The sequence below is a fragment of the Bordetella genomosp. 5 genome, assembly GCF_002261475.1.
Taxonomy (GTDB): Bacteria; Pseudomonadota; Gammaproteobacteria; order Burkholderiales; family Burkholderiaceae_B; genus Bordetella.
In genome coordinates, this window is record NZ_NEVN01000008.1 from 151,158 (window position 1) to 175,564 (window position 24,407).

24 protein-coding genes are annotated in these 24,407 nt (G+C 68.6%); 9 read left to right on the plus strand and 15 right to left on the minus strand.

Annotated features, from left to right (window positions below; all coding sequences use genetic code 11):
• Nucleotides 1-101: 101 nt before the first annotated feature.
• Nucleotides 102-1,034: a DMT family transporter gene (locus CEK29_RS15220; protein WP_094858603.1), complete on the minus strand. Its 933-nt coding sequence runs from the start codon at nt 1,032-1,034 to the stop codon at nt 102-104.
• Nucleotides 1,035-1,187: 153 nt separating this feature from the next.
• Between CEK29_RS15220 and CEK29_RS15225 the strand changes: the two genes are divergently transcribed.
• Nucleotides 1,188-1,658 (plus strand): Lrp/AsnC family transcriptional regulator, encoded by a 471-nt coding sequence (locus CEK29_RS15225; RefSeq protein WP_094801764.1) that lies wholly within the window; start codon nt 1,188-1,190, stop codon nt 1,656-1,658.
• Between the two features lie 16 nt (nt 1,659-1,674).
• Here the strand turns inward: CEK29_RS15225 and CEK29_RS15230 are convergent, their stop codons facing one another.
• Entirely contained in the window at nt 1,675-2,274 is a 600-nt protein-coding gene (locus tag CEK29_RS15230; protein WP_094801766.1) for a low affinity iron permease family protein, read from the minus strand.
• 80 nt (nt 2,275-2,354) lie between these two features.
• On the minus strand, nt 2,355-4,229 hold the full coding sequence (locus CEK29_RS15235) for an ABC transporter ATP-binding protein (protein ID WP_094858604.1): 1,875 nt from the start codon (nt 4,227-4,229) through the stop codon (nt 2,355-2,357).
• A gap of 178 nt (nt 4,230-4,407) precedes the next feature.
• Here CEK29_RS15235 and CEK29_RS15240 point away from each other — a divergent pair, with 178 nt between their 5' ends.
• Complete coding sequence (locus tag CEK29_RS15240) at nt 4,408-4,683, plus strand: hypothetical protein (protein ID WP_094801770.1); 276 nt, start codon at nt 4,408-4,410, stop codon at nt 4,681-4,683.
• Nucleotides 4,684-4,986: 303 nt separating this feature from the next.
• On the opposite strand, the gene CEK29_RS15245 is transcribed toward CEK29_RS15240, so the two are convergent.
• On the minus strand, nt 4,987-5,541 hold the full coding sequence (locus CEK29_RS15245) for a DUF4142 domain-containing protein (protein WP_094858605.1): 555 nt from the start codon (nt 5,539-5,541) through the stop codon (nt 4,987-4,989).
• Between the two features lie 364 nt (nt 5,542-5,905).
• Between CEK29_RS15245 and CEK29_RS15250 the strand changes: the two genes are divergently transcribed.
• The 6 genes from CEK29_RS15250 to CEK29_RS15275 all read left to right on the plus strand — a co-directional run bounded on the left by CEK29_RS15250 (nt 5,906) and on the right by CEK29_RS15275 (nt 11,250).
• Entirely contained in the window at nt 5,906-6,238 is a 333-nt protein-coding gene (locus CEK29_RS15250) for a DUF4148 domain-containing protein (protein WP_094801774.1), read from the plus strand.
• Nucleotides 6,239-6,912: 674 nt separating this feature from the next.
• Nucleotides 6,913-7,590, plus strand: a complete 678-nt coding sequence (locus CEK29_RS15255) for an HD domain-containing protein (RefSeq protein ID WP_094858606.1) — start codon at nt 6,913-6,915, stop codon at nt 7,588-7,590.
• Between the two features lie 14 nt (nt 7,591-7,604).
• Complete coding sequence (locus CEK29_RS15260) at nt 7,605-8,243, plus strand: hypothetical protein (protein ID WP_094858607.1); 639 nt, start codon at nt 7,605-7,607, stop codon at nt 8,241-8,243.
• A gap of 120 nt (nt 8,244-8,363) precedes the next feature.
• Entirely contained in the window at nt 8,364-9,959 is a 1,596-nt protein-coding gene (locus CEK29_RS15265) for a sensor domain-containing diguanylate cyclase (protein WP_217903885.1), read from the plus strand.
• A gap of 80 nt (nt 9,960-10,039) precedes the next feature.
• A complete protein-coding gene (locus tag CEK29_RS15270; RefSeq protein WP_094801780.1) occupies nt 10,040-10,867 on the plus strand; it encodes an isocitrate lyase/PEP mutase family protein in 828 nt (275 codons plus the stop codon).
• Nucleotides 10,864-11,250, plus strand: a complete 387-nt coding sequence (locus CEK29_RS15275; protein WP_094858608.1) for a hypothetical protein — start codon at nt 10,864-10,866, stop codon at nt 11,248-11,250. The genes CEK29_RS15270 and CEK29_RS15275 overlap by 4 nt, the downstream gene beginning before the upstream one ends.
• Nucleotides 11,251-11,254: 4 nt before the next feature.
• Here CEK29_RS15275 and CEK29_RS15280 read toward each other — a convergent pair whose 3' ends face one another.
• Complete coding sequence (locus tag CEK29_RS15280) at nt 11,255-11,815, minus strand: hypothetical protein (protein WP_094801784.1); 561 nt, start codon at nt 11,813-11,815, stop codon at nt 11,255-11,257.
• A 242-nt stretch (nt 11,816-12,057) separates the two neighbouring features.
• Here CEK29_RS15280 and CEK29_RS15285 point away from each other — a divergent pair, with 242 nt between their 5' ends.
• Nucleotides 12,058-12,462, plus strand: a complete 405-nt coding sequence (locus CEK29_RS15285) for a hypothetical protein (RefSeq protein ID WP_094801786.1) — start codon at nt 12,058-12,060, stop codon at nt 12,460-12,462.
• Nucleotides 12,463-12,521: 59 nt separating this feature from the next.
• Here the strand turns inward: CEK29_RS15285 and CEK29_RS15290 are convergent, their stop codons facing one another.
• From CEK29_RS15290 to CEK29_RS15335, 10 genes are all read right to left on the minus strand, one after another.
• Nucleotides 12,522-13,277: a YoaK family protein gene (locus CEK29_RS15290; protein WP_094801788.1), complete on the minus strand. Its 756-nt coding sequence runs from the start codon at nt 13,275-13,277 to the stop codon at nt 12,522-12,524.
• Nucleotides 13,278-13,338: 61 nt separating this feature from the next.
• Nucleotides 13,339-15,027 carry a methyl-accepting chemotaxis protein gene (locus tag CEK29_RS15295; protein ID WP_094858609.1) on the minus strand — a complete coding sequence of 563 codons (1,689 nt, stop codon included), beginning with the start codon at nt 15,025-15,027 and terminating at the stop codon, nt 13,339-13,341.
• A 269-nt stretch (nt 15,028-15,296) separates the two neighbouring features.
• Nucleotides 15,297-16,154 (minus strand): 3-deoxy-8-phosphooctulonate synthase, encoded by an 858-nt coding sequence (gene kdsA / locus CEK29_RS15300; protein WP_094801792.1) that lies wholly within the window; start codon nt 16,152-16,154, stop codon nt 15,297-15,299.
• 91 nt (nt 16,155-16,245) lie between these two features.
• Nucleotides 16,246-17,025 (minus strand): heme ABC transporter ATP-binding protein, encoded by a 780-nt coding sequence (locus tag CEK29_RS15305; protein ID WP_094858720.1) that lies wholly within the window; start codon nt 17,023-17,025, stop codon nt 16,246-16,248.
• The gene (locus CEK29_RS15310; protein WP_176456924.1) at nt 17,022-17,987 is read right to left on the minus strand and encodes a FecCD family ABC transporter permease; all 966 of its coding nucleotides are present in this window, start codon (nt 17,985-17,987) and stop codon (nt 17,022-17,024) included. Before CEK29_RS15310 ends, CEK29_RS15305 begins: the two co-directional genes overlap by 4 nt.
• A gap of 43 nt (nt 17,988-18,030) precedes the next feature.
• On the minus strand, nt 18,031-18,873 hold the full coding sequence (locus CEK29_RS15315; protein ID WP_094801794.1) for a heme/hemin ABC transporter substrate-binding protein: 843 nt from the start codon (nt 18,871-18,873) through the stop codon (nt 18,031-18,033).
• A complete protein-coding gene (locus tag CEK29_RS15320; protein WP_094801796.1) occupies nt 18,870-19,916 on the minus strand; it encodes a hemin-degrading factor in 1,047 nt (348 codons plus the stop codon). Before CEK29_RS15320 ends, CEK29_RS15315 begins: the two co-directional genes overlap by 4 nt.
• A 61-nt stretch (nt 19,917-19,977) precedes the next feature.
• A complete protein-coding gene (locus CEK29_RS15325) occupies nt 19,978-22,563 on the minus strand; it encodes a TonB-dependent receptor (protein ID WP_094858610.1) in 2,586 nt (861 codons plus the stop codon).
• A 129-nt stretch (nt 22,564-22,692) separates the two neighbouring features.
• The gene (locus tag CEK29_RS15330; protein ID WP_249279116.1) at nt 22,693-23,688 is read right to left on the minus strand and encodes a FecR domain-containing protein; all 996 of its coding nucleotides are present in this window, start codon (nt 23,686-23,688) and stop codon (nt 22,693-22,695) included.
• On the minus strand, nt 23,685-24,191 hold the full coding sequence (locus CEK29_RS15335) for a sigma-70 family RNA polymerase sigma factor (RefSeq protein ID WP_094801800.1): 507 nt from the start codon (nt 24,189-24,191) through the stop codon (nt 23,685-23,687). Before CEK29_RS15335 ends, CEK29_RS15330 begins: the two co-directional genes overlap by 4 nt.
• Nucleotides 24,192-24,407 lie beyond the last annotated feature (216 nt).

Genomic DNA, 24,407 nt, shown 5'->3' on the forward strand with positions numbered 1-24,407 from the left:
GGCGGGTATCCGCAAGTACCGTGCCCAGCCCCTGCCAGGTGTGCCCGACGCGCGTGCGTGGGCCTTTCATGGATCCGTAAGCTCCGCGCGGACCGATCCCGCTAGGCCGCGCTTCGGGCCGCGCTTCGGGCCACGCCCCGGCCCATGGCCGGCAGGCGGTGCCCGACCGCCGACACCAGCACGCTCGCGCCGATCAGCGCCAGGCCCACCATCAGGTCCGCCGACAGCCGCTCCTGGAATACCCCGGCGGAAATCAGCAGACCGATGAGCGGCACGCACAACATGGCGATCGACGTGGCCACCGGCGGCATGCGCTGCGTCATGCCCAGCACGACGATGAAAGTGAGCGCGGTGGCGAGCGGCCCGGTGTAGGCGATGAGCGGCCATACCGCGGCGTCCGCCAGAAACACCGGCGCCCCGTCGTGCAGCCAGGCCAGCGCCAGCAACGGCACCGCGGCCACGGCGGTCTGCCAGGGAATCATGTCCACGCCCAGCCGCACATGGCGGCTGGCGCGCAGCTGGATGATGTTGCACGCCCATGCGAACGACGCGCCCAGCAGCATGACGAGCCCGATGACGGTCTGCGGCTGCCAGGGCGAAAAGGCCGGCGCCACGATGGCGCCGATGCCGGCATAGCTCAGGACGGTGGCCAGCCATTGAGCGGCCGTGAGGCGCTCGCGCAACAGCAGGGACGAGAGCGGGATGACCCAGATGGAGGTTGCGTACGCGATGATGGACGCCCGGCCGGGCGGCACATATTGCAGCGCCCAGAGCGCCAGCGCGGTGAAGGCGCCCATCTGCAGCAGCCCCACCCCCGCCACCAGCGGCCACTCGCTGCGCGTGGGTCGGCGCAGCCGGCCCAGCAGCGCCAGCACCACCACGCTCAACAGCGCCGCCGAGGCGAACCGGCTGGCGGCGAGCCACAGCGGGCTCATATGCCCGAGGCCCAGTTTCATGACGGGCCAATTGCCGCCCCAGATCACCACCGCCCCGATGAGCGGACCGAACCTGCCCCACATTCCCTGCTGCGCCATCTTTGACTACCGACCCTTCGCGGGCCACCGGCGGCAGCCCCTGCAACGCAGCAAAGTCTATCGGGGGTGGCGCCGCAGAGGTGACTGCAATACACTGCGCCAGGCCGCACGCACAGCATGCGAGAACGGTATTTTCAATATTTGAGGCATATCATGCTGGACATCTCCCTGGATGCCACTGACATCCGAATTCTGAACGAACTCCAGCGTGATGCGCGCCTGACCAACGTGGAGCTCGCGCAGCGCGTCAACCTGTCGCCGTCGCCATGCCTGGCACGGGTGCGCAAGCTCGAAACCGACGGGCTGATCGACCGCCGCGTCACCCTGCTCAACGCGCGCAAGCTGGGCCTCAAGGTCAATGTGTTCATCTCGATCTCGCTCGACAAGCAGCGCAAGGCCGCGCTCGATGTGTTCGAACGCGAGATCGCGGTGCTTCCGGAGATCATGGAGTGCTACCTGATGTCGGGCGACGCGGATTACCTGGTGCGCGCGCTGGTGCCCGACGTGGACGCCCTGGAACGGCTGATCGTGGAACACATCACCCGCATCCCGGGCGTGGCGAGCATCCGGTCGAGCTTTGCGCTCAAGCAGGTGCTCTACACCACCGCGGTTCCGCTTTCCTGAGACGCCGCTCGCCCGCTCAGTCGCCCGGCCGATCGCCGGGCTCGTCGATGCGCGAGATCCGGCCCTGCACATGCCGGGCCAGCCGCGTGTAATGCTCGGCAAGATGGCGCAGCTCGTCTTCGTCCAGGTCTTCCGCGTCGACCAGACGGTCGTCCGCGCCGCGCAGGGCGAGCAGCAGCTCGTCGAGCTTGAGGTGCACCGCCTGGCTATCCTTGTTCTGGCTTTGCTGAATCAGAAACACCATCAGGAAAGTGATGATCGTGGTGCCGGTGTTGACCACCAGTTGCCAGGTCTCGGAAAAGCCGAACAACGGTCCGGTCACGCACCAGATCACGATGGCCGCCAGCGCCAGGCCGAACGCCACGGAGGACCCCGTCCAGCGCGTGACCGTCCGTGCGAAGCGATCGAAGATGTGCCCGTGCTTGTGGGCGGCGGCAGCGCCGTCCTCGCCGGCGTCGCGGCGCTCGTCCGCGTCGCCGCGCGCGTCCCCCGCGTCGCGACTGGCTCGCCCCGGCGGCGAATGACAGGCCTGCCCCCGGGAAGGCTTGTGCGGCGTGGCGGCGCGCCGGGTGCTGCGGTCGGGGCGTGTTGCAAACTTGCGCGATGGCAGGCTCATGTACGAGTCTCCGTGGCCTAGGCTGCAACCAACATAGCGCAGCGCCCCGCCCCGGACAAGCCATCACACGGCCGGGAGCCTCAATACACCGTGTTCCACGGCGCGGGCCCCTCCGAGGCCTGCGGCCGATCGTCGTCGCCCTCGTCACCGTCCGGCTCGAGACCGCGCGTGAGTTCCAGCGCCTGGCGCTCGAACAGGCGCCGATAGAGACCCTGGTCGCGGCGCACCAGTTCGGCATGGGTGCCCTCTTCGATGACGCGGCCGCGTTCCATGACGAGCAGACGGTCGAGCGCCCGCACTGTCGACAGCCGGTGCGCGATCACGAGCGTGGTGCGTCCGACCATGAGGCGCTCCATGGCCTGCTGGATCAGCATCTCGCTTTCGCTATCGAGGCTGGACGTGGCTTCGTCCAGAATCAGGATCGGCGCATCCGCCAGAAAGGCGCGCGCGATCGCGACGCGCTGGCGCTCGCCGCCCGAGAGCTTGATCCCCCGCTCGCCCACCAGGGTGTCGTAGCCTTTGGGCAGACGCATGATGAAATCGTGCGCGCTGGCCAGGGCGGCGGCCGCCTCGATCTCCGCGCGCGTCGCGCCAGGGCGGGCGTAGGCGATGTTCTCGGCCAGGGTGCGGTGGAACAGCACGGGCTCCTGCTGCACGATCGCGATCTGGCTGCGCAACGATGCCTGACTCACGCGCGCGATGTCCTGTCCGTCGATCAGGATGTGGCCCGCGTTGATGTCGTAGAGGCGCTGGATCAGCTTGACGAAGGTGGTCTTGCCCGAGCCCGAGTGGCCGACCAGCCCCACGCGTTCGCCCGGTGCGATGCGCATCGAGAAGTTTTCGTACAGCGGCGTGCTGCGCGGGCCATAGCGGAACGTCACGTTCTCGAAGCGGATTTCACCGGCGCCGATGCGGATGGCCGGCGCCTTGGGCACATCTTCCACGCCCAGCGGCTGCCGCTCCATCGCCACGAGCTCTTCCATGTCGTTGACCGAGCGCTGCAGGTTGCGGATGTGCATGCCCACGTCGCGCAGGTAGCCTTCGAGCACGAAGAACATCGTGAGCGCGAAGGTGATATCGCCCACGCTCGCCTGCTGGCTGGCCCACAGATACAGCGCGGCGCCCAGCATGCCGACCTGCATGAGCACCAGCATCAGCCCCTGCACGCCGCCATTCAGGGTGCCGCGCACCCAGGTGCGCTGCGTGCGCGAGCGCCATTTGAGGATGACCCGGCCCAGGCGCGCCTGTTCGCGGTCTTCGGCGCCGAAGGCCTTGACCACGGCGTTGCAGCTGATGGCGTCGGCCAGCGCGCCCCCCATGCGGGTATCCCACGAATTGGCCAGACGCGCGGCCGGCGCCACAAAGCCCAGCGACAGCGCCACCGTGACCGACACATAGACGACGGACCCCACGCCCACCACCACGCCCATGATGGGCCAGTGCAGGCCCAGCATGACCGTGGCGCCCACCAGCATCGCCACCGACGGAAGCAAGGCGATGAGCAGCGTGTCGTTGAGCAGGTCGAGCGACCACATGCCGCGCGTGATCTTGCGTACGGTGGACCCGGCGAAGCTGTTGGCGTGCCAGTCGCTCGAGAAGCGCTGCACGCGATAGAACGAATGCGTGGCGATGTCGCTCATCATCTTCAGCGTGAGCCGGATGATGTTCATGTACACGCCCTGGCGCAGCAGGGTGCCGGTCAGGCCCAGCGCCGCGAGCGTCACGAAGGCCGTGATCGCGGCCTGCCAGGCGAGCTCATCGGAGGCCACGCCCGACGCCACCGCGTCGACCAGCCGGCCCGCGAAGAGCGGCGTCGCGATATCGGCGGCCGCGGCCGCCAGCGCCAGGAATGCGATCACCACAATGCGCAGCGGCTGCCGCACCCAGTGCTTGAAGGTGAACCCCAGGACTTCCTTGAAGACCTCGCCACGAAACAATGAAGGTTTACTTGCCATATGCCATCTGGCCGCGCGATGCGCGGCACGCTCCTTTGCGCGAGGGCCCGCCTCGCGATGTTGCGAGGCCGCGGCCCCGACCCGGCGCACGGGGCAGCCGTTGCGCCTGCGCGGCGGACGGCCTTGCCCGTACACTCGGGGTTTTGTTCATCACGCGCCACTCGGGCACGACATCACCATGGAAAATCAGGAAATCCTCATCGCGCTGGCGCAGGCCATTCAAAGCGTGGCGGCCAAGCAGGCCGTCGCCGAAGCCGTGCTGCAGAGTCTCATTACCGCGCAACCCGCGGAACAGCGTGAGCAGTTCCTGGCGTCTTTCCAGCAGGCCACGGAAGGCTTGATGGTGGGCGCCGACGGCCAGGCCCTCACGGGCTCGACGCTGGCTCAGGTCACCCTGGCCATCAACGCCTACCTGGAAACGGCGGGCAGCCCGTCGCTCGCGCCGCGCGGCTGAACGCCGCGAGGCCGTCCGCCTGGCACCCGTCGGGCGGCGCAGGCCGGGCGCTCGACGGATCCGCCTAGCGCGGACCGCGATGCGTCATGTGCCGCTCGAGCGGAGGACGTGGGCGAGCCGGTCGCGGCAACGGCGCGGTCGCCGTGGCACGATAGTTGATGGTCTTGGGCATCGCGGACCTCCTGTGTGGCGAGTGAGGGCAAGGCTGCATTCTAGCGGGAAGCCCGATGCGCATCCGGAATCCCCCTGCCCGCCCAGGGGTTCGGCAAGCCCGCGATGCGCGGGCCGGCGCTGCTGCCCGCGCTAGGGCTTGAGGTCGACCTTGTCCTGCAGGCTGCGCGCCAGGTCCAGTTGCTTTTGCAAGGCGGGCAGGCGTTCCTCGACGTACGCCCGCACATCGGGATCCTGCGTCTGGTGGGCCGCCTCCTGAAACAGCACCAGCGCGTCCCGATGCGCCGCCACGCCGAAGCGTGCCGCGTAGGCACGATCGAACGCAGCGCCCTCTTCGCCCACCAGCGCCGCCAACTTGCCCTTGCCCACGAATGACGGCCCCTCGGGAACGCGCACGCCCTTCGCCTGTCCCAACTGGGCCAGTTTGTCCAAAGCCCGCGATTGGGTCTCGTGCACCTGCTCGGCATACGCCTTGACGTCCGGATCGGCGCTGCGACCCTGCGCCAGTGTGCTGCCAGCCAGCTCGGTCTGACCGCCGCGCGCGGCGCGCTCGATGAAATCACGATCCGTGGCGGTCAGACCGTCGGCCCAGGCGGCGCCGCAAGCCAGGGCGGTGGCGGCGATCAGCGCGCGGGCGACGTGGGCGCGGCGCGCGCGCCGGGCGGGGAGGAAATCGGTTTTATGCATGGCGTTCTCCTTATAGGGGCCGTGCCTGCCCGACCCTGTCCGGGGTGAAACACACCTCCAGCTTACCGGGCAGCCCGCCCACGTGGCGACGACGGGGCGACGAGGACATGTCCCGGTTTAGAGCCTGGAACAATCAAGACAGTTCACCCGATTGTCACATTGCGATACCACTTTCCCATACAATGATCGCAAATGATTTTTCGTGATGATTACATCGTTCAATGGAATAATCTTTTCAGATATACAGGGTTTATCCCTAGTCAAACGGAGTGCACAATTCGTTCATTGGGAAACACAACACGAACGACGACGGAATAACCCGCCGTGTCCGGATCCCAGATCCAAGTGAACGGAGGAATGCACCATGAAGACCCTTACCAGCGCCCTTTTCCTATCGATGGCCGTGATGAGCACCGGCGCCCTGGCGGCGCAAAACATCGAACCGAACAACGTGCCCTTCCAGGGCGTGTACGGCCAGGTTGACGCCAACGGCGCCACCCGCGCCCAGGTCCAGGCCGATCTGGCCCAGGCCAAGGCCAACGGTACCTACACGTTCGGTGAAAACGACTACCCGCCCGTGCAAGCCACGTCGGGCGCCTCGCTGAGCCGCGATCAAGTGCGTGCCGAGCTGGCCCAAGCCAAGGCCGACGGCACCTACACTTTCGGCGAACTGGACTACCCGCCCGTCGCCAAGTAAGGCGAGCGGCGACACCCTCTCTAGGGGGCAATCTGGACGCAGTACGGTCCAGACGCGGTACCCGGGTTGCGGTACGAACCCGGTGCAACACCCAGGCGGCAGCAATGCCTGGCGCTTCATCCGGGCAGCAGTCAGGCCCGGTGCTCGAACCGGGTCTCGCAACACGCCCGGCGCTGCACCCGGATCCGCTGTCAGGGGTCCGGCGCAGGACCGGGCGTGCAGTCTGCCCGGCGCATGAACCGGGTCTCGCAACACACCCGGCGCCTCATCCGGATCAGCCGTCAGGGTCCGGCGCATGATCGGGCCGCTGCACGCCCGGCCGCGTTCCAGGTCCGCTGTATACCTGTTCGCGGCCAGCGCCGCTGCACGCCCGCGCACTAACCGGGTATCGCAACACACCCGGGGCAGTCCAACGCCGGCGCATCGCGCCGGCGTTCCTTTTTGGGCGGCCGTATCACGCGCCGCCCGTACGCGGAGCCCGCATCGCCGCGCCCGTTGCACGGCGCCCGTCGCACGCGGTCCGTTGCACGGCGCCCGTTGCACGACGCCCGTTGCACGACGCCCGTTGCACGGCGCCCGTTGCACGGCGCCCACATGCCACGCCGCCGGGCCGGGCTTTTGCACCGGCGGGCGCCGGACGCTAAGCTTTGCGGTTCGATCGCCGGAGCCTTCGCTTGTCACTCGCTCGCCCGTATTCTCCCGACCTCTGGGAACCCCGCGTCATCGCCATCGCCACCGCCGCGCTCGACGGCGACGCGGCGCACGACCTCACACACCTGCGCCGGGTCTGGGGCACTGCCCTCGAACTGGCGCGCGGCCACCCCGAAGCGGATGTCCTCGTCGTGATGGCCGCCGCCTACCTGCACGATCTGGTCAATCTGCCCAAGAATCATCCGCAGCGCGCCCAGGCCTCCACGTTGGCCGCGCGCAAAGCGCGGGCCGCGCTGGCCGACGCCGGCTTTCCCGCGGACCGCCTCGACGCCGTGGCCCACGCCATCGAAGCCCACAGCTATTCCGCCGGGATCGAACCGCGCACCCTCGAAGCCTGCATCGTGCAGGATGCGGACCGCCTCGACGCGCTCGGCCCCGTGGGCCTGGCGCGCATGCTCCACGCCGGGGCGAGCCTCGGGCGGGCCATGGCCCACCCGGACGATCCGCTCGCGCAGGCGCGGCCCCTGGACGACAGCCGCTACACGCTCGACCACATCGAAGTGAAGCTCGCCACGTTGCCTGCCACGATGCGTACCGCGGCGGGGCGCGCGCTCGGCGAAGCGCGGCTCGCCTGGATGCGGGATTTCCGCGAGCGCTTTGCGGCACAATGGTCCGGCAGCGCCACCTCTCCCGCCGTTTGAACCCTCCGCTCCTCATGCCTCACACCAACTGTGATCGCGCCATCCGCCGCGTGGCCCACTATGCGGGCGCCGTCCTGCTCGCCAGCGCGAGTCTGGCTCACGCCGCGCAATTCAACGCGACGAACGCGTCGGCCGACGTGCTGGTCAATGCGCGCGATGCGGCCGCCTACCTGACCGCCGACAATAAAGACGCGCTCCCGGCCCTCGAAGCCGGCAAGGTGTCCGTCAACGACGTGCACGAAAACTGGCCTCCCGAGGGCTGGCCGTACACGCTGACCTATGCCTACCAGAACGCGGGCGGCCTCATTCTGGTGTCCGGGGTGATCGTCAGCCGCGACGCCAAGCAGGCCCGGGCGGTGTTCCGCCAGACCGCCACCGATCTGCGCGGCGACGCCATCAAACAGGCGCTCGCCCTGGCGCCGCTCGAGGGGCTCAAGGGCTGGCAGGAAGACGTCACCGCCTGGTCTGCCGCGCAGGGCGAGCGGCAGACGCATCCGAGCGGCGTGGTCGCCGTGATGCGGCGCGGGGTCAACGTGGCCTACGTGATCGTGCTCGGCCCGGCCGCACCCAAGAATGCCGCGGCATTCAAGGCTTTCCTGGACCACAAGGCCGATCGCATGCTGAGCTTCAAGCCCGAACTGCCCGTACGCTGAGCGGTGGGCCCGAGCGCCCGGACAGCCACGTGGGGGGAAGTGTCAAAAAAACGACAAGGACGCTCCGAATGACCTATCATGTAACACACCCCCCAAACACCGTAGCAAGGACGCGTGCTTATGCGCCTGAAGCAGCTGTTTCGTGTGGACCTGTTGCGCCTGATCCTGGCCCTGGCCGTCGGCAGCGCGCTGCTCACCCTGGCCAACGGCCTGCAGGCTTCGTACCGTCTCCAACGTGACGTCGTGCTCGAGGCCACCCTCGAAGCGAATCGCAGCTACGCCGCCAAGCTCGCCGACAACACGCACCAATTCCTCACCACCGCGCAGCAGCGCCTTGCCTACAGCGCGGGCCTGCTGGCCGACCAGACCGGCCACGCGGACCGGCTCTACAACGAAGTCAGCCGGCTGCGCGATGCCCAGCAAAGCTTCAATTCCACCGTGGTCGTCGATGCCGACGGGCGCGTGCTTGCCGCCATGCCCGAGAACATCGGCCAGCGTCTCGTGGGTACCGTCCTCGACACCACCGGTTCGCGCGGTGCCCTCTCCTCGCAGGCCCCGCTGATCAGCAAGCCCTACGTTTCCGCGGCCGGCAACCTGATGATCCACATCAGCTATCCGATCCGCGGCGGCAACGGCGCCTATCAGGGCTACGTGGCCGGCACGATCTATCTGCAGCAGAACAGCGCGCTCCAGACCCTGCTGGGCGTGCACTACTACCGCGACGGATCGTATCTGTACGTGGTCGATCAGGAGCGCCGCATCCTCTATCACGCCCAGCGCGATCGCATCGGCGAGGTCGTGGGCGGCAACCTGGCGATCGATGCCGTGCTGCGCGGTGAGTCCGGCGCGCAGAACGTCATCAACAGCCGCGGCGTGCCCATGCTGGCGGGCTACGCGCCGGTGGGCGCGTCCGGCTGGGGTGTAGTGTCGCAGCGGCCGGTCGATGCAGCGCTCGCGTCGATGGGATCCATCATGGGCCGCATGACGGTCTACCTGCTGCCGCTCACGCTGGTCGCGCTCGGGCTGATCTGGTGGCTGGCCTATCTGATTTCCAAGCCCCTGCGCGATCTGGCCCACGCGGTACAGGCCGCCGAAGCGCCGGACGTGCCCAAGCAGGTCAAGGGCGTGCGCGCGTGGTACTTCGAGGTACACCAGCTGCGCCGTGCCGCCCTCACCGCGCTGACCGTGCTGCACGAACGCATCGGCTCGCTCAATCAGGTCACGCTGACCGACCCGCTCACGGGCCTGCTCAACCGGCGCGGCCTGCAGGCGCGGCTCAAACAATGGCAGTCAGAGCGGCGCGCCTTCTCCGTGCTCGCCATCGACACCGATTGCTTCAAGCGCATCAACGACACGCTCGGCCATGCCGAGGGCGACGAGGTGCTGCGCCGGATCGCCCGCGTCATGACCCAACAGGTGCGCGGCGGCGATATCTGCTGTCGCACCGGCGGCGAGGAGTTTCTGATCCTGCTGCCCGACACGGGACTGGCCGAGGCCTGTCATCTGGCGGAACGTCTGCGCATGGCGGTCGCCGCCCACGCTTCCGGCGCCGGCCAGGTCACCGTGTCGATCGGGGTGGCCCATTGCGACGGCATGCCGGAGGCTCAGGGCCAGGCGCTGCGTTGCGCGGATGCCGCACTCTATCGCGCGAAGCAGCTCGGACGTAACCGGACGGAATGCGCGCCCACCGCGGAAGACGCGGCGGCCATACACTAGGCGCACCCTCAGCAGGGCCGCCTCAGGCAGCACCCGGCAGGCCCCTTCGACGCCCCTCTGGAGCCCCCTCGGAGCCCACCATGTCCGCCAGTCTGCAAGCCGCCGTCTTTCGCAAGTTGCACCAGCAGGCCCAGCCCCTGCGCCTGCCCAACGTCTGGGACGCGGGCAGCGCCGTCCAGATCGAGAACCTCGGCGCGCAGGCCGTGGCAACCAGCAGCGCCGCGGTGGCGTGGTCGCTTGGCTACCCCGACAGCAACACCGTGCCGCAGCACCTCTATCTGGCCCAGGTGGCGCTGATAGCCCGCGTGATCCGCATCCCCCTGTCGGTCGATATCGAGAGCGGCTATTCGCGCACCCCCGAAGAGGTCGGCGAGGCGGTCGCGCGGTTCATCGATCTGGGCGCCATCGGCATCAACATCCAGGATGGCACCAGCGAACCCGATCTGCTGGCCCGCAAGATCGAAGCGGCGCGCCACGCGGGCGAGGCGCGCGGCGTCCCGCTCTTCATCAACGCCCGCACCGATGTTTATGCCCGCGACCTGGTCGCGCCCGGCGAGCGCGTGGCCGAGGTATTGCGCCGGGCCGCGCAATACGAAGCCGCCGGCGCCGACGGCCTGTTCGTGCTCGGCCTCACCAATACCTTCGAGATGCGCGACATCGCCGCCGGCACGCGGCTCGCCCTGGCGCTGGCCGTGGCCCAGGGCCTGCCGCCCGTGGGCGAGCTCGGGGACTTCGGCGTGCGCCGCGTCAGCATGGGATCGCTCGTGCCCCAGACCCTCTGGAGCCACGCCGGCGCGCTGGTCTCGGGCTTTCTCGCCGATGGCCGGGCCGAGCCGCTGGTGCGGGGCGCCGTCATGTACAACGAGATCAACGACCTGTTCAAAACCGCCACGGAGAATACGCAATGACGATAGTCGTCCATACCGCCGATGCCAAAGCCCTCTGGCAGCACCTGCGTGATGGCCTCAAACGCATCAACGACGGATCGGTCGCGGGCGAAGGCACCTGGAAGAAAGACGACACCGAACGTTCCACCAAGGTCTACTACGCCCCCAAGACGGGCGAGTACGACAAGCGCGCTTATTTCGTCGGCACGGTGCGCACCGGGCAACTGCTGCTGCTCGACCTGCTGCCGGGCAGCGAAGGCCTGAGCTGGCAGCTGTTCGGGCTGTTGCACGGTCGCATGGTGAGCCTGCTCATGACGACCTATCCCGACAAGATCATGTCGCTCAACGTATTTCCGAATCGGCCGGTGCCTGGCGAAGCCAGCGCGAGCGCGCCGGGGCAGTGACCGGCTACTGGCCGGTGGCGAAGACCTTGCTCGCCACCGCGCCGTGCGCGAGCATCGAGATCGTGAACGCCGGCACCAGCGCAAAATAGCTCCAGGCCGCGGCCACCGGGCGGCGCACGTCCGGCATGGCTGCGCTGAGCGCCGTCGCCAGCACCCATGGCGAATACAACAGCACCGCGATCAGGAAGGCGTTGGGCAGGCCGAGCGCCGACAGCACCACCACGACCATATCGAGCACGAACCAGCAGGCGATGATGAGATTGAACAGGCTCCCCTCGCCATCCCAGCGCTGAGTCACCCGCAGCCAGCCGAAGCTCACCAGCCACACGGCCAGCATCGCCCCCCACGCGCCCGCCATTTCGGTCGCCATGAAGCGGGGCATCAGCATCTGCGCGATCGACGGATCCTGCGGCGCGAACACGGTGCCCATACTGATCTGCGCTCCCGAGGCGATGCCGACCAGCATCACGGCCAGCACCGACCAGTGCGTGGGGTAATCGTAGGCGGACAGCGGCAGGGGCTTGAGCAAGGCGGCACGCCAGGAAGCGCGAAGCAGATCGATCATGGAAGGCAATATCGGGAAGGCGGCGGGGCCGCGGGCGTGCCGCCGGCAGCGGCCCGCGGGCTACTGCGGCGGCCACGGACAGGCGCGGCGGCGAGGCGCAAGAATAACGTTCGCCGGCACGCGGGCGCAAACCGGCGGCCGGCGACCCGGCGCCCGGCGATCCGGCGGCCGGCGACCCGGCGGCCCGGCGGCTCGCGCGCCCCTATGCGAAAATGCGGGGTTTCTTACGTGCCGGGGCCGCCATGTCGACCAACGTCTTTCTCGAACACTTTCCCGCCGCCCCGCCGGCGCCGCTGGCCGACGTGCTCGCCCTGTTCTCGCCCTACGGCGAGATCACGCACATCGACGAGCGCTTCGAGGTGGCCTTCACCGATGGTCAGCCCGCCCGGCTGGCCTGGATCGACAGCAGCGATGACATCTCGGTCGATGCGATCGGCTTCGAAGATGCCGATCTGGCCGACCCGTTGCGCCATCTGGTCTACGCCGCGATGCAGCGCTTCGGCTTCGTGGCGCTCGACGACGACGGCCGTCACGCCTACGTGCGCAGCGGTCTGGCGCACGCCGTGCCCGCGCCGCTGCTGCAGGACCTGCCCGGCGGACTGATCGAGGTGAGCCACCCGGGTGAGCTCTGGCCTGGCGAACACTGACGCCGGGATTGCTTCGGCGGCGCGGCGGCCAGCGCGCGCGCCCGCCGCTCTGACGCCGCTCAGTGGCGCAGATGCCACTGCCGCAGGTCGTCTACCATCGGCACGGCCGCGAGCAGCGCCAGCATGGCCGCCAGCGGCAGCGTCGCGCCGAAGCCGAAGTGCGCAAACGCATAAGCGCCGGCAACGCCGCCGCCGAAAAACAGCAGCACCAGGGTGATCAGCACGCGCAGCTTGAGGCGATCGGCGCGCACGTGTAGCGCCGGGTCATCGATGCGGGCGGCGTTCCAGTAGCACAGCTTGCCCAGCTCGATGCCGATGTCCGTGACCATGCCGGTAATGTGCGTGGTGCGGATCTCGGCGCGCGAGACCTTCGTGATCATCGCGTTCTGCAGACCCATGATGAAGCACAGCAGCATGACCGTGACCGGCACATACAGCCAGCGATGCTGCTCGAGATTGGCGCCGAGCAGGCCGAACGCCAGCAGCAGCGCGGCCTCGAACGCGAGCGGCAAGGCATAGCCGCTCGCGAGATGCGCGCGCTTGCCCAGATTGATCAGGAACGCGGACGTGGCCGCGCCGGCCACGAACGACATCAGGGCAGCCGCGCCTTGCAGCACGACCACCAGCCCGCCGAGCGCGAGATAGTCGGCCATGCTCGAGACGATGCCCGACATGTGCGACGTGTATTGCTGCACGGCCAGGAAGCCGCCGGCATTGACCGCCCCCGCCACCAGGCTGAGGATGTAGGCCAGATGCCGGTTGGCTTCGGGACTACGTTGCAAGGCCGTGAGCGTACGCAGATACGGAATGGCCACGATGGTTGCCCCCGCATGAACAGAACCGGCTCATTCTAGACCCGGTTCGTCCTGCCGGCGTCTACTCGTCGCGGGCGGAGGCCAGTGCCAGACGCTGGACGTGTCCGCCACCCTGCCCCAGGCGCGTCGCGCGCGCCTCGCTGCGCAGTTGCACCGCGTCCGGGGCGGCGCGGCTCGCCGGCGTGCGGAACACGCCGATCGCCTGCGCCAGCGCCGCCGACTCCTCGCCCAGATGCTCCGCCACGTGCGAGAGCTCGCCCACGAGCGAGACGTTCTGCTGCACCACGCCGTCCATTTCGTTCACGGCGGAGCTGATGCGGTCGACCCCCTGCGCCTGCTCTTGCGAGGCGGTCGAGATCTCTTCCATCAGCACGCTGACCCGTTCCACCGACTGCAGGATTTCCTGCATGGTGGCGCCGGCCTGGCTGGCCTGGTTCGAGCCGGCCGACATGCGGCCCACCGACTCTTCGATCAGCGTCTTGACCTCCTTGGCCGCCTGCGTGGTGCGCTGCGCCAGGCTGCGCACTTCACCGGCCACGACCGCGAAGCCCTTGCCCTGATCGCCCGCCCGCGCCGCCTCGACGGCGGCATTCAAGGCCAGGATGTTGGTCTGGAACGCGATGCCCTCGATCACCGACACGATGTCGGAGATCTTGCGCGAGCTCTCGTCGATGCCGTGCATGGTCGACACCAGCTGGCTCACGATCTGACCGCCCTGCCCCACGACCACCCGGCTTTCCTGCGTCAGCGCGGCCGCGCTGCGGGCGCTCTCCGCGTTGCGCGCCACGGTGGCGGCCAGCTGCTCGACACTGGCTGCCGTGTCCTGCAGCGAGCCCGCCTGCGCCTCGGTGCGGTCCGCGAGGCCCTGGCTGTCCGTGTGCAGCTTGGAGATCGTGCGCACGTGATCGCTGGTCTTCCCGATCACCTCGGTCGAGATCCCGATCAGGCTCTTGCGCATGATGTCGAGATAGAAGTACAGATTGCGCAGCTCGCCGCGGGCATCGGTACTCACCTCGTTCACGAGGTTGCCGGCCGCGATCTGGCGCGCCGCCTCTTCGGCGTTCACCAGCTGGCGGCTGAACCTGCCCGCCACGCGCTGCGTCGCCCACAGCACCGCCAACGCCGCCACGGCATAGCCGCCACAATACCAGGGCAACTGCTCGGCCGGCGCGGCACGCGCGGCAAGCCAGGTCGGAATCGCACCCAGGGCCGCGGCACCGACGGCCACGCGCAGCATGGCCGGCCGCAGGCCGCCGCGAAACGGCATGCCGAGCGCGCGCACGCCGCGGCGCCAGCCCGCCGGCACACGCCGCCCGTGCTTGAGGGCATAACCGCCCAGATTGCCCTCGGCCACTTCCTCGTAGAACGCGGCGGCGGCATGGATCTGCTCGGCGCTGGCCTTGACCCGCACCGAGGCGTAGCCTGTGACCTCGCCGTTCTCGATCACCGGCGTCGCATTGGCCAGCACCCAGTAATAGCCCCCGGATTTATGCCGGTTCTTCACCACGGCAAGCCAGGGTTTGCCGGCCGCCAGCGTGTCCCACATGTCTTCGAACACCGCGGGGGGCATATCGGGGTGCCGCACAATGTTGTGCGGCTGCCCAAGCAACTCTTCCCGGGTGAACCCGCTGATCGCCACGAAAGCCGGATTGCAGTACGTAATGCGGCCCTTCAGGTCAGTCTTGGAGATCAGGTATTGATCGTCCTGCAGCACGAATTCCTGATCCGTAATGGGCAGATTCTTGCGCATGGAATGTTTCTCGCCAGTAATGGATTAACCCCGGGCGCCACACTGCGCCCGGCGGAATAATCAATGTAGAGAAACCGTCATATCCGTGAAACGCAAATAGCGGCACCTTGATACCCTAATTTCACGGCGACCGTAATAATGCGCAATAAATCCCTTATCTATCAGGGCACAGGCCGCCGCAGCGCCGCATCGCATTAATCAAACAAAAAACGCGGCGCCGCTCCGGACTGTATTTCCGGCGCGACACCGCGTCAGGGATAGGGCGGGTATCAGGGCTGAATGTCGAGCGCCGGGAAGGATTTCACCAGGTCATCGATCGCCTTAAGCTGAGTCAGGAAGGGCTCGAGCTTGTCGAGCGGCAGCGCGCTCGGACCATCGCACTTTGCCTGGCTGGGATCCGGGTGCGCCTCCAGAAACAGCCCGGCCAGACCGACGGCCATGCCCGCGCGCGCGAGCTCGGCCACCTGTTCGCGACGGCCGCCCGACGCGGTGTCCAGCGGCGAACGCTGCTGCAAGGCGTGGGTCACGTCGAAAATCACCGGGCGATCGCCGCAGGTTTTCTTCATGACACCAAAACCCAGCATATCGACCACCAGATTGTCGTAGCCGAAATTGGCGCCACGCTCGCACAGAATCAGTTTGTCGTTACCGGCTTCGACGAACTTCTCGACAATATTGCCGACCTGCGTCGGGCTCAGAAACTGCGGCTTCTTGATGTTGACGATGCGCCCCGTTTTGGCGAGCGCGACGACCAGATCGGTCTGCCGGGCCAGGAACGCCGGCAGTTGCAGCACGTCGACCACTTCGGCCACCGGCGCGGCTTGCCAGGGCTCGTGCACGTCGGTAATCACCGGCACGCCGAAGTTCTCTTTGACCGCCTCGAAAATACGCAGGCCTTCTTCCAGCCCAGGGCCGCGGTACGAATGGATCGAGGACCGATTCGCCTTGTCGAACGACGCCTTGAACACATACGGGATATTCAGCTTGCGCGTGACACGCTGATATTCCTCGCACGCACGCAGGGCCAGATCCCTGGACTCGAGCACATTGATGCCGCCGAACAGCACGAACGGAAGGTCATTGGCGCAGCGGATATCCGACGCGATGGAAACAAGAGGAGCGCTCATGATGAAAACCGGAAACGACTGGGACAGCCGCTACTGTACTAAATGCGGCAGAGAATCGCTTCGGGCGGGCGCGTCATGAAACGGGGCGGCGTCAATGCACCAGCACCAGCGGCCGCTCGGGCGCGTGCGGATGCGGCAGGATCTCGGCCTGAACGCCATAGGCCGTGCGCAGGTGCGCGGCGGTCAGCACGGCGGCAGGCGCGCCGGCCGCGGCCACCCTGCCCTCGGCCAGCAGCACCAGCTCGTCGCACCAGCGCGCGGCCAGGTTCAGGTCATGCAGAATCACGAGCACCCCGGTATCGCCGGCGTGCGCCAGATCGCGCGCCACGGCCAGCAGGTCGAGCTGATGGCGCGGGTCCAGGCTGGCCGTGGGCTCGTCCAGCAGCAGATACCTGGGCCCGGACGCCGCACGGCACTGCAGCAACACGCGCGCGAATTGCACCCGCTGCTGCTCGCCCCCTGACAACGACAGATAGCGCCGCCCGGCGAGATGCGCCACGCCGGCGAGTGCCAGCGCCGCTTCGGAGGCACGCCGCACGGCCGCGGGGCTGAGCTCCGGAAACGGATAGGCGCCCATCGCGACCACGTCGTCCACGCCGAGATCGAAGCTCAGGCCGGGCTGCTGCGGCAGGACGGCACGGCGCCGCGCCTGCGCAGCGGGCGTCAGGTCCGCCAGCACATCGCCATTGCAACGCACCGTGCCGGCGCGCAAGCTCAGTTCGCCGGCCAGCGCGGCCAGCAAGGTGGACTTGCCCGCGCCATTGGCGCCGAGCAGACCGACCAGACGCCCCGGCGCCACCTGCAGCGACACGTCCGCCACGACCTGACGGCCGCCGCGCATCAGCGTCAATCCTTGGGCCTGCAACATCAGAAACGCCCTCCGCGGGCCAGCAACCAGAGGAAGAAGGGTCCGCCCACCAGCGCCGTGACCAGGCCGATCGGCAGCTCCGCCGGCACCACGACGATGCGGGCGAGCAGATCGGCCAGCACCAGTGCCAGGCCACCGCCCAGCATGGAGGCCGGCAACAGCCAGCGGTGATCCGCGCCCAGCGTCAGACGCACCAGATGCGGCACGACCAGCCCGACGAAGCCGATGCCCCCGGTGGCGGCCACCAGCGGCCCCACGAGCAGCGCCGTCATGACGACCAGCCGCACCCGCACGGCGCGCAGCGCGTAGCCCAGATGCGCGGCCTCGCGCTCGCCCAGCAGCAGGGCGTTCATCACGCGCCACTGACGACATAACCACCACGAGCCGGCCAGCGTCCAGGGCAGCAGAAAGGACAGCAAGGACCAGCGCGCGCCGGCCAGACTGCCCATGTTCCAGAAAGTGAGGTCGCGCAGTTGCGCGTCGGTCGCGAAGAACGTCAGCAGCCCGATCAGGCTGCCGGTCACCGCGTTGATCGCGATGCCGGCCAGCAGCAGACCGGCCACGCCCGGCACGCGCCGGCCCAGCACATACGCGCAGGCCGTGGCCGCGAGGCTGCCGACGAAGGCGCTCGGCGCCACGAGCGCGAAGCCGCCCGCGCCCAGCACGATCGCCGCGACCGCGCCCAACGCACCACCGGCCGAGATCCCGACCAGGCCGGGCTCGGCAAGCGGATTGCGAAACAGGGCCTGCATGGCCGCGCCGCTCACGGCGAGCGCGCAGCCCGCCACCATGGCGAACAGCACACGGGGCAAGCGCAACTCCAGCAGCACATTGCGCCAGAGCGCGTCCTGCGCGTCCGCGGGTGCCCACAGCACGCGCGGAATCGCGGACAGCATAATCTGCACCGCCCCGGTCGCCGCCGCCACCAGCGCCACCACGGCCAGTACCGCGGCCAGCCCGAGCATCACCCCGATCTGGCGCGGACAGCGATACGCACGCGGCGCGGCCTCAGCCAGCGCTGGCGACACAAGCGGTCTCCTTGAGCATGCGCAACGCCTCCGGCAGGCGCGGGCCGGCGCCCAGGGCGAGCAGATCGTCCATCACGACGATGCAGCCGCGCCGCGCCGCCGGCGTGGCCGCGACGCCGGGCCAGGTCTGCACCTGCGCGACGCCGCCCTTGCCCTCGATCGACGCGGCCGTCACCACGATCACTTCGGGTGCGAGCGCGGCCAGGGCTTCGGCATTGAGGGGCTTGTAGCCTTGCTGTTCGGACAGCGCATTGCGCAGACCCGCCAGCCGCATCACGAGGTCGGCGGCGGTGCCCGCGCCGGCGGCCTGCGGCGTGCCGGCGCGGTTCATGAGCAACACGGTGCTGCGCTGCGAGGCGGGCATGGCCGCGACCGTGGCCAGGGCCTCGCGCACCTCGGCGGCGAGACGCTCGCCGCGCTCCGGCACGCCCAGCGCCTGCGCCACCTGCGCGATCCGGTCGTAGAGCGACTGCACCGACGCGGCATCCGACACGGTGGTGACCTTGACGCCGACCGACGCGAGGCGCGCGAGCGCGGCGGGCGGGCCCGCCTGCTCCGACGCCAGCACCAGATCCGGCGCGAGGGCCAGCACGCCTTCCACCGGCACGGCACGGTAGTAGCCCACGCGGGGCAGGCGCGTGGCCGCCTCGGGATAGAGGCTGGACTGGTCGTCGGCCACGACCCGATCGCCCTGCCCCAACGCGAACACGATCTCGGTCACGCTGCCACCGAGGGTGACGACGCGCTGCGGTCCGGCGGCCATCGCCGTGGCGAGCGGCAGGAGCGCCGTCAGCCACAGCCCTGCTGCAAAAAGGCGCTTCATGCGGCGAGCGGCTCCGTGCAATAGCCCGTGAGCAGCTTGCGCCAGGCGGTGAGCTCGGGTTGGCCCGGTTTGCGCTCACCGAAAAACTGCACGATCAGGTCGCCATTGGCGGCGTAGCACTCGATCGACGTCACCCAGCCGTCGGTCGTGGGCTTGTTGACGATCCAGGCCTGCTCGATCGCGGTGGTATCCAGGTGCAGATTGAAGCGCGGATCGAGCACGTTGAACCACGGACCGGTGCGGCGCAGGTTGTTGACCGTGCCGGTGTGGATCTGGATCATGCCGCGATTGCCCACGAAGCACATGATGGGCAGCAGGTCTTCGGCGGCCTGCGTGAGCATGCGCTCGGCCACGTCGGTGGGCACCTGTTGCGCGAGATCGTGGCCGGCGGCGCGCAGCGCGCCCAGGCGCGAGACCTTGTACTTGCGCAGCAGCGGGAAGAAATGGTGCGTGTCCGTCATGGCGAGCCACGCGTCGCGGAACGCGGCGGCGTCGGTCACGTCGGGCTGCTCCTCGGCCGGCGCGATGGCCTGCGTCTCGGGCCAGACCGGCGCCACGGTGTGCTTCTGCACGAAGGCGTCCCAGGCCGCCACATCGCTCTCGTCGGTGCGATAGACCTTGTGCACGGCGACGCCGGCGCGGTCGAAGAACTGAATGCTGTGGCGTCCATCCTGATGCACGGCCCACGCGCTCTGCCAGCATTCGAAGAACACGCGCAGATCGATGTCCGGACCGAGCACGATACCGACCATGCCGGTGGCGTTGATGTTCTCGTAGCGGCCGTGACGCTCATGCACGCACGCGTCGTTGCGCGTGAGGGCCATCACCTCGCCCAGCGTGCCGATGTCGCGAAAGAGGGCCTGCATCTCGCCACCCAGCGGCGTGACATCGGCCCCGCCACAGCCGGCAGCCACCAGCTCGGCCTCGCTCACGCCCAGCGCCTGCGCCTGATTGCGGGCGCGCATCTTGGGCTCGCGCTCGGCCAGTTCGGCCGCGCGGCCACGCAACGCCTCCGCGCGCGCTTCGAAACTCAAATCGGTCATCACTACACTCCTCGTTGATGCGGCGGCCGGAACCTCCGGCCGCCAGGGGCGGCCTCGGGCCTCAGTATTGATAGGTGAGCGACAGACGCACGCTGCGTCCGGGCTCGGTGTACCAATCCACCGGCCGCGGGATCGCCACGGCGCCGGCCGTGGGCACGTTGATCGCTTCCCAGTACTTCTTGTCGAACAGGTTATAGACGCCGAGCTGAACTTGCACGCCCTTCACGGCCGCCGGGCGCCAGTAGCCCGACAGATCGACGATGCCATAGCCGGGCGCCTGGAAGTCGGGATTGGGCGCGGCGGCCGAGTTGCCGTCGTACTGGACCTTGCTGCGGCTGGCGGCCGCGGTCAGCATGGCGTCCACGCCCCACTGCTCGCGTTCATAGCCCAAGCCCACGATGCCTTTCACGGACGGCACCGAGTTCAGGTACTGGCCGGTGACCTGGTCTTTGCCCACCGCCCATGCCACGGAACCCCACGTGCGCCAGCCCGGCGCGAAGCGCCATTGTCCGGCGGCTTCGGCGCCGTAGATGCGCACACGCGCGCGGTTCACGGCGCCCGTCACGCCCAGCGGATACGCGCTCCAGCCCGGCTGCCACTGCGGCGAGCTCGCATTGAGCGGCACCTGTTTGTCGATGAAGTTCTGATAGCGGTTGTCGAAGAACGACAGCGAGCCGCCCAGCGTATCGTCGCCGAACTTGCCACCGAGCTCCCAGCCCTTGCTGGTCTCGGGCTTCAGGTAGGGGTTGCCGACGCGCAGGTACGTGCCCGCGCCGCCGTAGTTGGTGTAGAGCTCGCTGGCCGACGGCGCGCGGTAGGCATAGCCGTATTGCGCGTACAGGGTCACGTTTTCCGCGGCCTTCCACGAGCCCAGCAGCTTCGGCGAGAAGCGGCCGCCCGACGAGGACGGCGGCAGACCGCCGGCCGAATTACCGTTGCTATCGTAAGCCGCGGTGTTCTGCGGCTTCTGCTCGTAGTGGTCGTAGCGCAAGGCGGGCGTGAGCGTGTAGCGTCCGTCGGCAAAGCCGAATTCGTCCTGCACCCACAGGGCGAACTGGCTGCCCTTGACCCGGGGCATGTCGGCCTGGTTGGTGTGCAGCATGTCGCAGGAGCGCGGACCGAACGGCGCGGGCAATCCCGGCGCGATCGTGGGGCAGTTGTCGTAGCCGCCCGAATACTGCTCCGTGCGGTTGCCAACCCACTCGCCGCCCACGGTCCAGAGCTGCGACACCGCGCCGTCGAACCGGCGCTGCGCCTGGCCACTCACGCCGAAGAGCGACTCCTGGATGGAGTTGCTGCGGCCGTAGTCGCCCGAAGGGAAGCCGTAGCGGAAGGGGTCGCGCGGAATGATGGAGGCGCGGGCATCGCGACTGCGCACGCCTTCCAGCGAGTTCTCGAGCGTCATGCGCTGCCAGTACACGACGGCGCTGGCACGATCGACCAGACCGCCGGACGACGGCGCCACGTACGAGTAATCGGCCGACACGCGCTCGCGCTTGGTGGTCTTGATCGTGCTGTTCTGACCGATCAGGTAGCTCGTGCCCGGGCCCTGCTCCCACATGCTGTCCATGTCGGCGTGGCGCTTGAAGTATTCGCCCGTGATGCCGAACTTGTGGCCACCGTCGACCTTCTGCTGCAGCTTCAGCAGGAAGTTCTGCTGGAGATAATTTTCGGGTGTGGGCTCGCTGCGCGCGGCGCCGTAGCCGCCCTGGTCGCCGCGATTGTCGAGCGCATGGCCGCGGCGCATGCCCGCCTGCAACAGCCACGAGGTGTTTTCCTGCACCCGGCCCGCGAGCGCGGCATTCGCGCCCCAACTGCTGTCGGCGCTGTCGTAGTCGGTCTTGGTCAGCGCGCCGAAGTTGCGGTCGCCGCTCAGCAGGTCGCCCGGCTCGAGCGTGCTCAGATTGGCCGCGCCGCCCAGCGCGCCCGAACCGGCGCTGGCCGAATCGGAGCCGCGCACGATATCGAGCCGCGACAGGGAATTGAAGTCGATCGTGTCCAGGCCGCCCTTCACGCCACGCGCGCCGTCATCCAGAAACGGCACGCGGATCCCGTCGATGCGAGTGACCACGCGGTTCTCGTCCAGACCGCGGATGTTGATGCTGTTGTTCTGCCGATTGAACGACACGCCCGGGTCCAGGCGCTTGCCCACGTCGCTCCAGCTGCGCGCCTGCACGCCATCGAGCTGGCGGCGCGTGGTGGTGCTCACCCAGGCCGGCTCCGCGCGCGGCGTGGCCCCTTCCACCATGACCGGCGCGAGCTGCGTCACGGCGTCCTGCGGCTGAACCACATACGTGCCATCGCCCTGCGGCCGCGCCGAGAGGCTGCTGCCCGCAAGCAGACGACGCAGCCCTTCGGCCACATCGTAGCTGCCCGACAGACCCGCGCTGCGGCGCCCCGCCACGCTCTCGGGCTGATACAGCACCGTCACGCCGGCCGTGTCGGCAAAGCGCGCGAGCGCTTCGGCAAGATCGCCCGCGGGAATCTGGAAGCTGCGGCTGGCGGCCGAAGCGCTGGACTGCGCCGCGGCCGGCGTGCCGAACACCAGCAGCGGCGCGGCGAATGCCACCGCGCACAAGGCGGCGCCGAGTGCCTGAGGCAGCGCGCGGCGCGCGCCAGGAGAGACAGGATGACGTGCGTGAGCCATGAGGGTCGTTCCGTTCAAAGTGAAGCCGGCAACTGAGTGCCACTACTTCCCATGACCCCCGGCGGCGGCAAACCGGACAGCATTGGCCTCATTTTTTTGTAACAGCGGCCCGCGGGCCTGACGCGGACCTCAGGCCGACTGCTCGCGCGGGCCCACCACCACCCAATACGCGGTGCGCGTGCGCACCTGCACGGGCAGCAGCGCCGGCAGCGCCTGCAGGATGCCGTCGATGTTGTCGAGCTGGAAGGCGCCCGACAGGCGCAGCGAGGCGACGTCGGGATCACAGCGCAATACGCCCTGGCGATAGCGCGCGAGCTCGGTGACGAACGCGTCCAGCCGCATGTCGCGTGCATGCAGCACGCCGCGCATCCAATCGGGCGGCGTGTTGGCCGCCCCTGGCGCGAGCACATGCAGCCCGGCCGCGTCGAGCCGCGCCCTGGCCGGCGCCAGCATCCGGTGCGGCGCGACGCCCGCCATGTCGGCCAGGGCCAGCTGCACGCTGACCTCGCCCTGCATCACATCCACAAGACACTGCGCGTCGGAATGGCGCACGCTGAAATGCGCATGGCGCGCGCGCACACTGCCCTGCCGCGTGCGCACGGCGCACGGCCCGGCCGTCTCGACGTAGATCTCGCCCGCGCGCAGTTGCACGAGCGTCTCGCCACCGAGCACCGGATCGCCGTAAGACACGTCGACCGCGGTACCCGTATTCATGTGCACGCGCGTCCCGTCGGCAAGCGTGATGGCGCGGCGCTCGCCCGCGGCCGTCCGGTATTCGGCCAGCCAGCCCTGCTCGCGCGCCGAGCGCCACCCGGCCCAGCCCAGCGGGCCGGCCGCGATCAACACGGCCATGGCCTTCAGCGCCTTGCGCCGGCTCATATCGGGGCGGGTCAGCGCCCCGCGCGCCAGCTCCGCGGGCAATTGGCCGAACAGGGTATTGATGCGCTGGGCCCGCTGCCAGGCGTATTCGTGCATCTGGCTGCGGGCGCGCCAGCGCGCGCATTCGGCATGCGTCTCGGCATCGTGGCTGCCCTCGCCCAGGCGCATCAGCCACAGCGCGGCCTCGCGGGCGATCCGGCGATCGATCGGATCCGCGCCCATCGCGGTATCGGACACCGGCGTCATGGCGCGGCCAGAATGATCTGCTCGTAGGCACGCACGATGTGCCGTTGCACGGTACGCACCGACACCTGCATGCGCTCGGCGATCTCGGCATAGGGCATCTGATCGACCTGCGCCAGCAGAAACGCCTCGCGCACGGCCGCGGGCATGGCGGCCAGCAGGCAATCAATCTCGTCGAGCGCCTCCAGAATCAGCAGCTGCTGCTCGGGTGACGGCGCCAGGGGCTCGGGCATCGTCGCCAGCGCCTCTTCGAAGGCGCGCTCGAGCGAGCGGCGGCGATACAGGTTGATGACCAGGCGGCCCGCGATCGTGACCAGATAGGCGCGCGGCTCACGCACCGCCGCCAGCTCGCGACGGTGCCGCAGCACCCGCACGAAGGTGTCCTGCACCAGGTCGGCGGCATCGAAGGTACTGTCGAGCTTGCGCCGCAGCCAGCCGTGCAGCCACCCCTGGTGTTCGGTGTAGAGATCGCGGACGGCGTCCGGGGCAGCGAGGGTAGACGGCACGATAGACCCAATCATTGCAAATGAGATTGGCTATCATTCTAAATAAAAATCAGGATTCTTCAAGAATCTGTAACGATTTTGTTGAGGCTTTCGTCCGAGATTTGGTTTGACACCGTCCGATTCCGCTACTCGCCGAGGTCTATGGCCCCGGCACAGGGGCGGCGGCCGGACATTGCGTATCGTCCGAAGCCCCCGCCCTGGCTGGGCTCGCCGGCG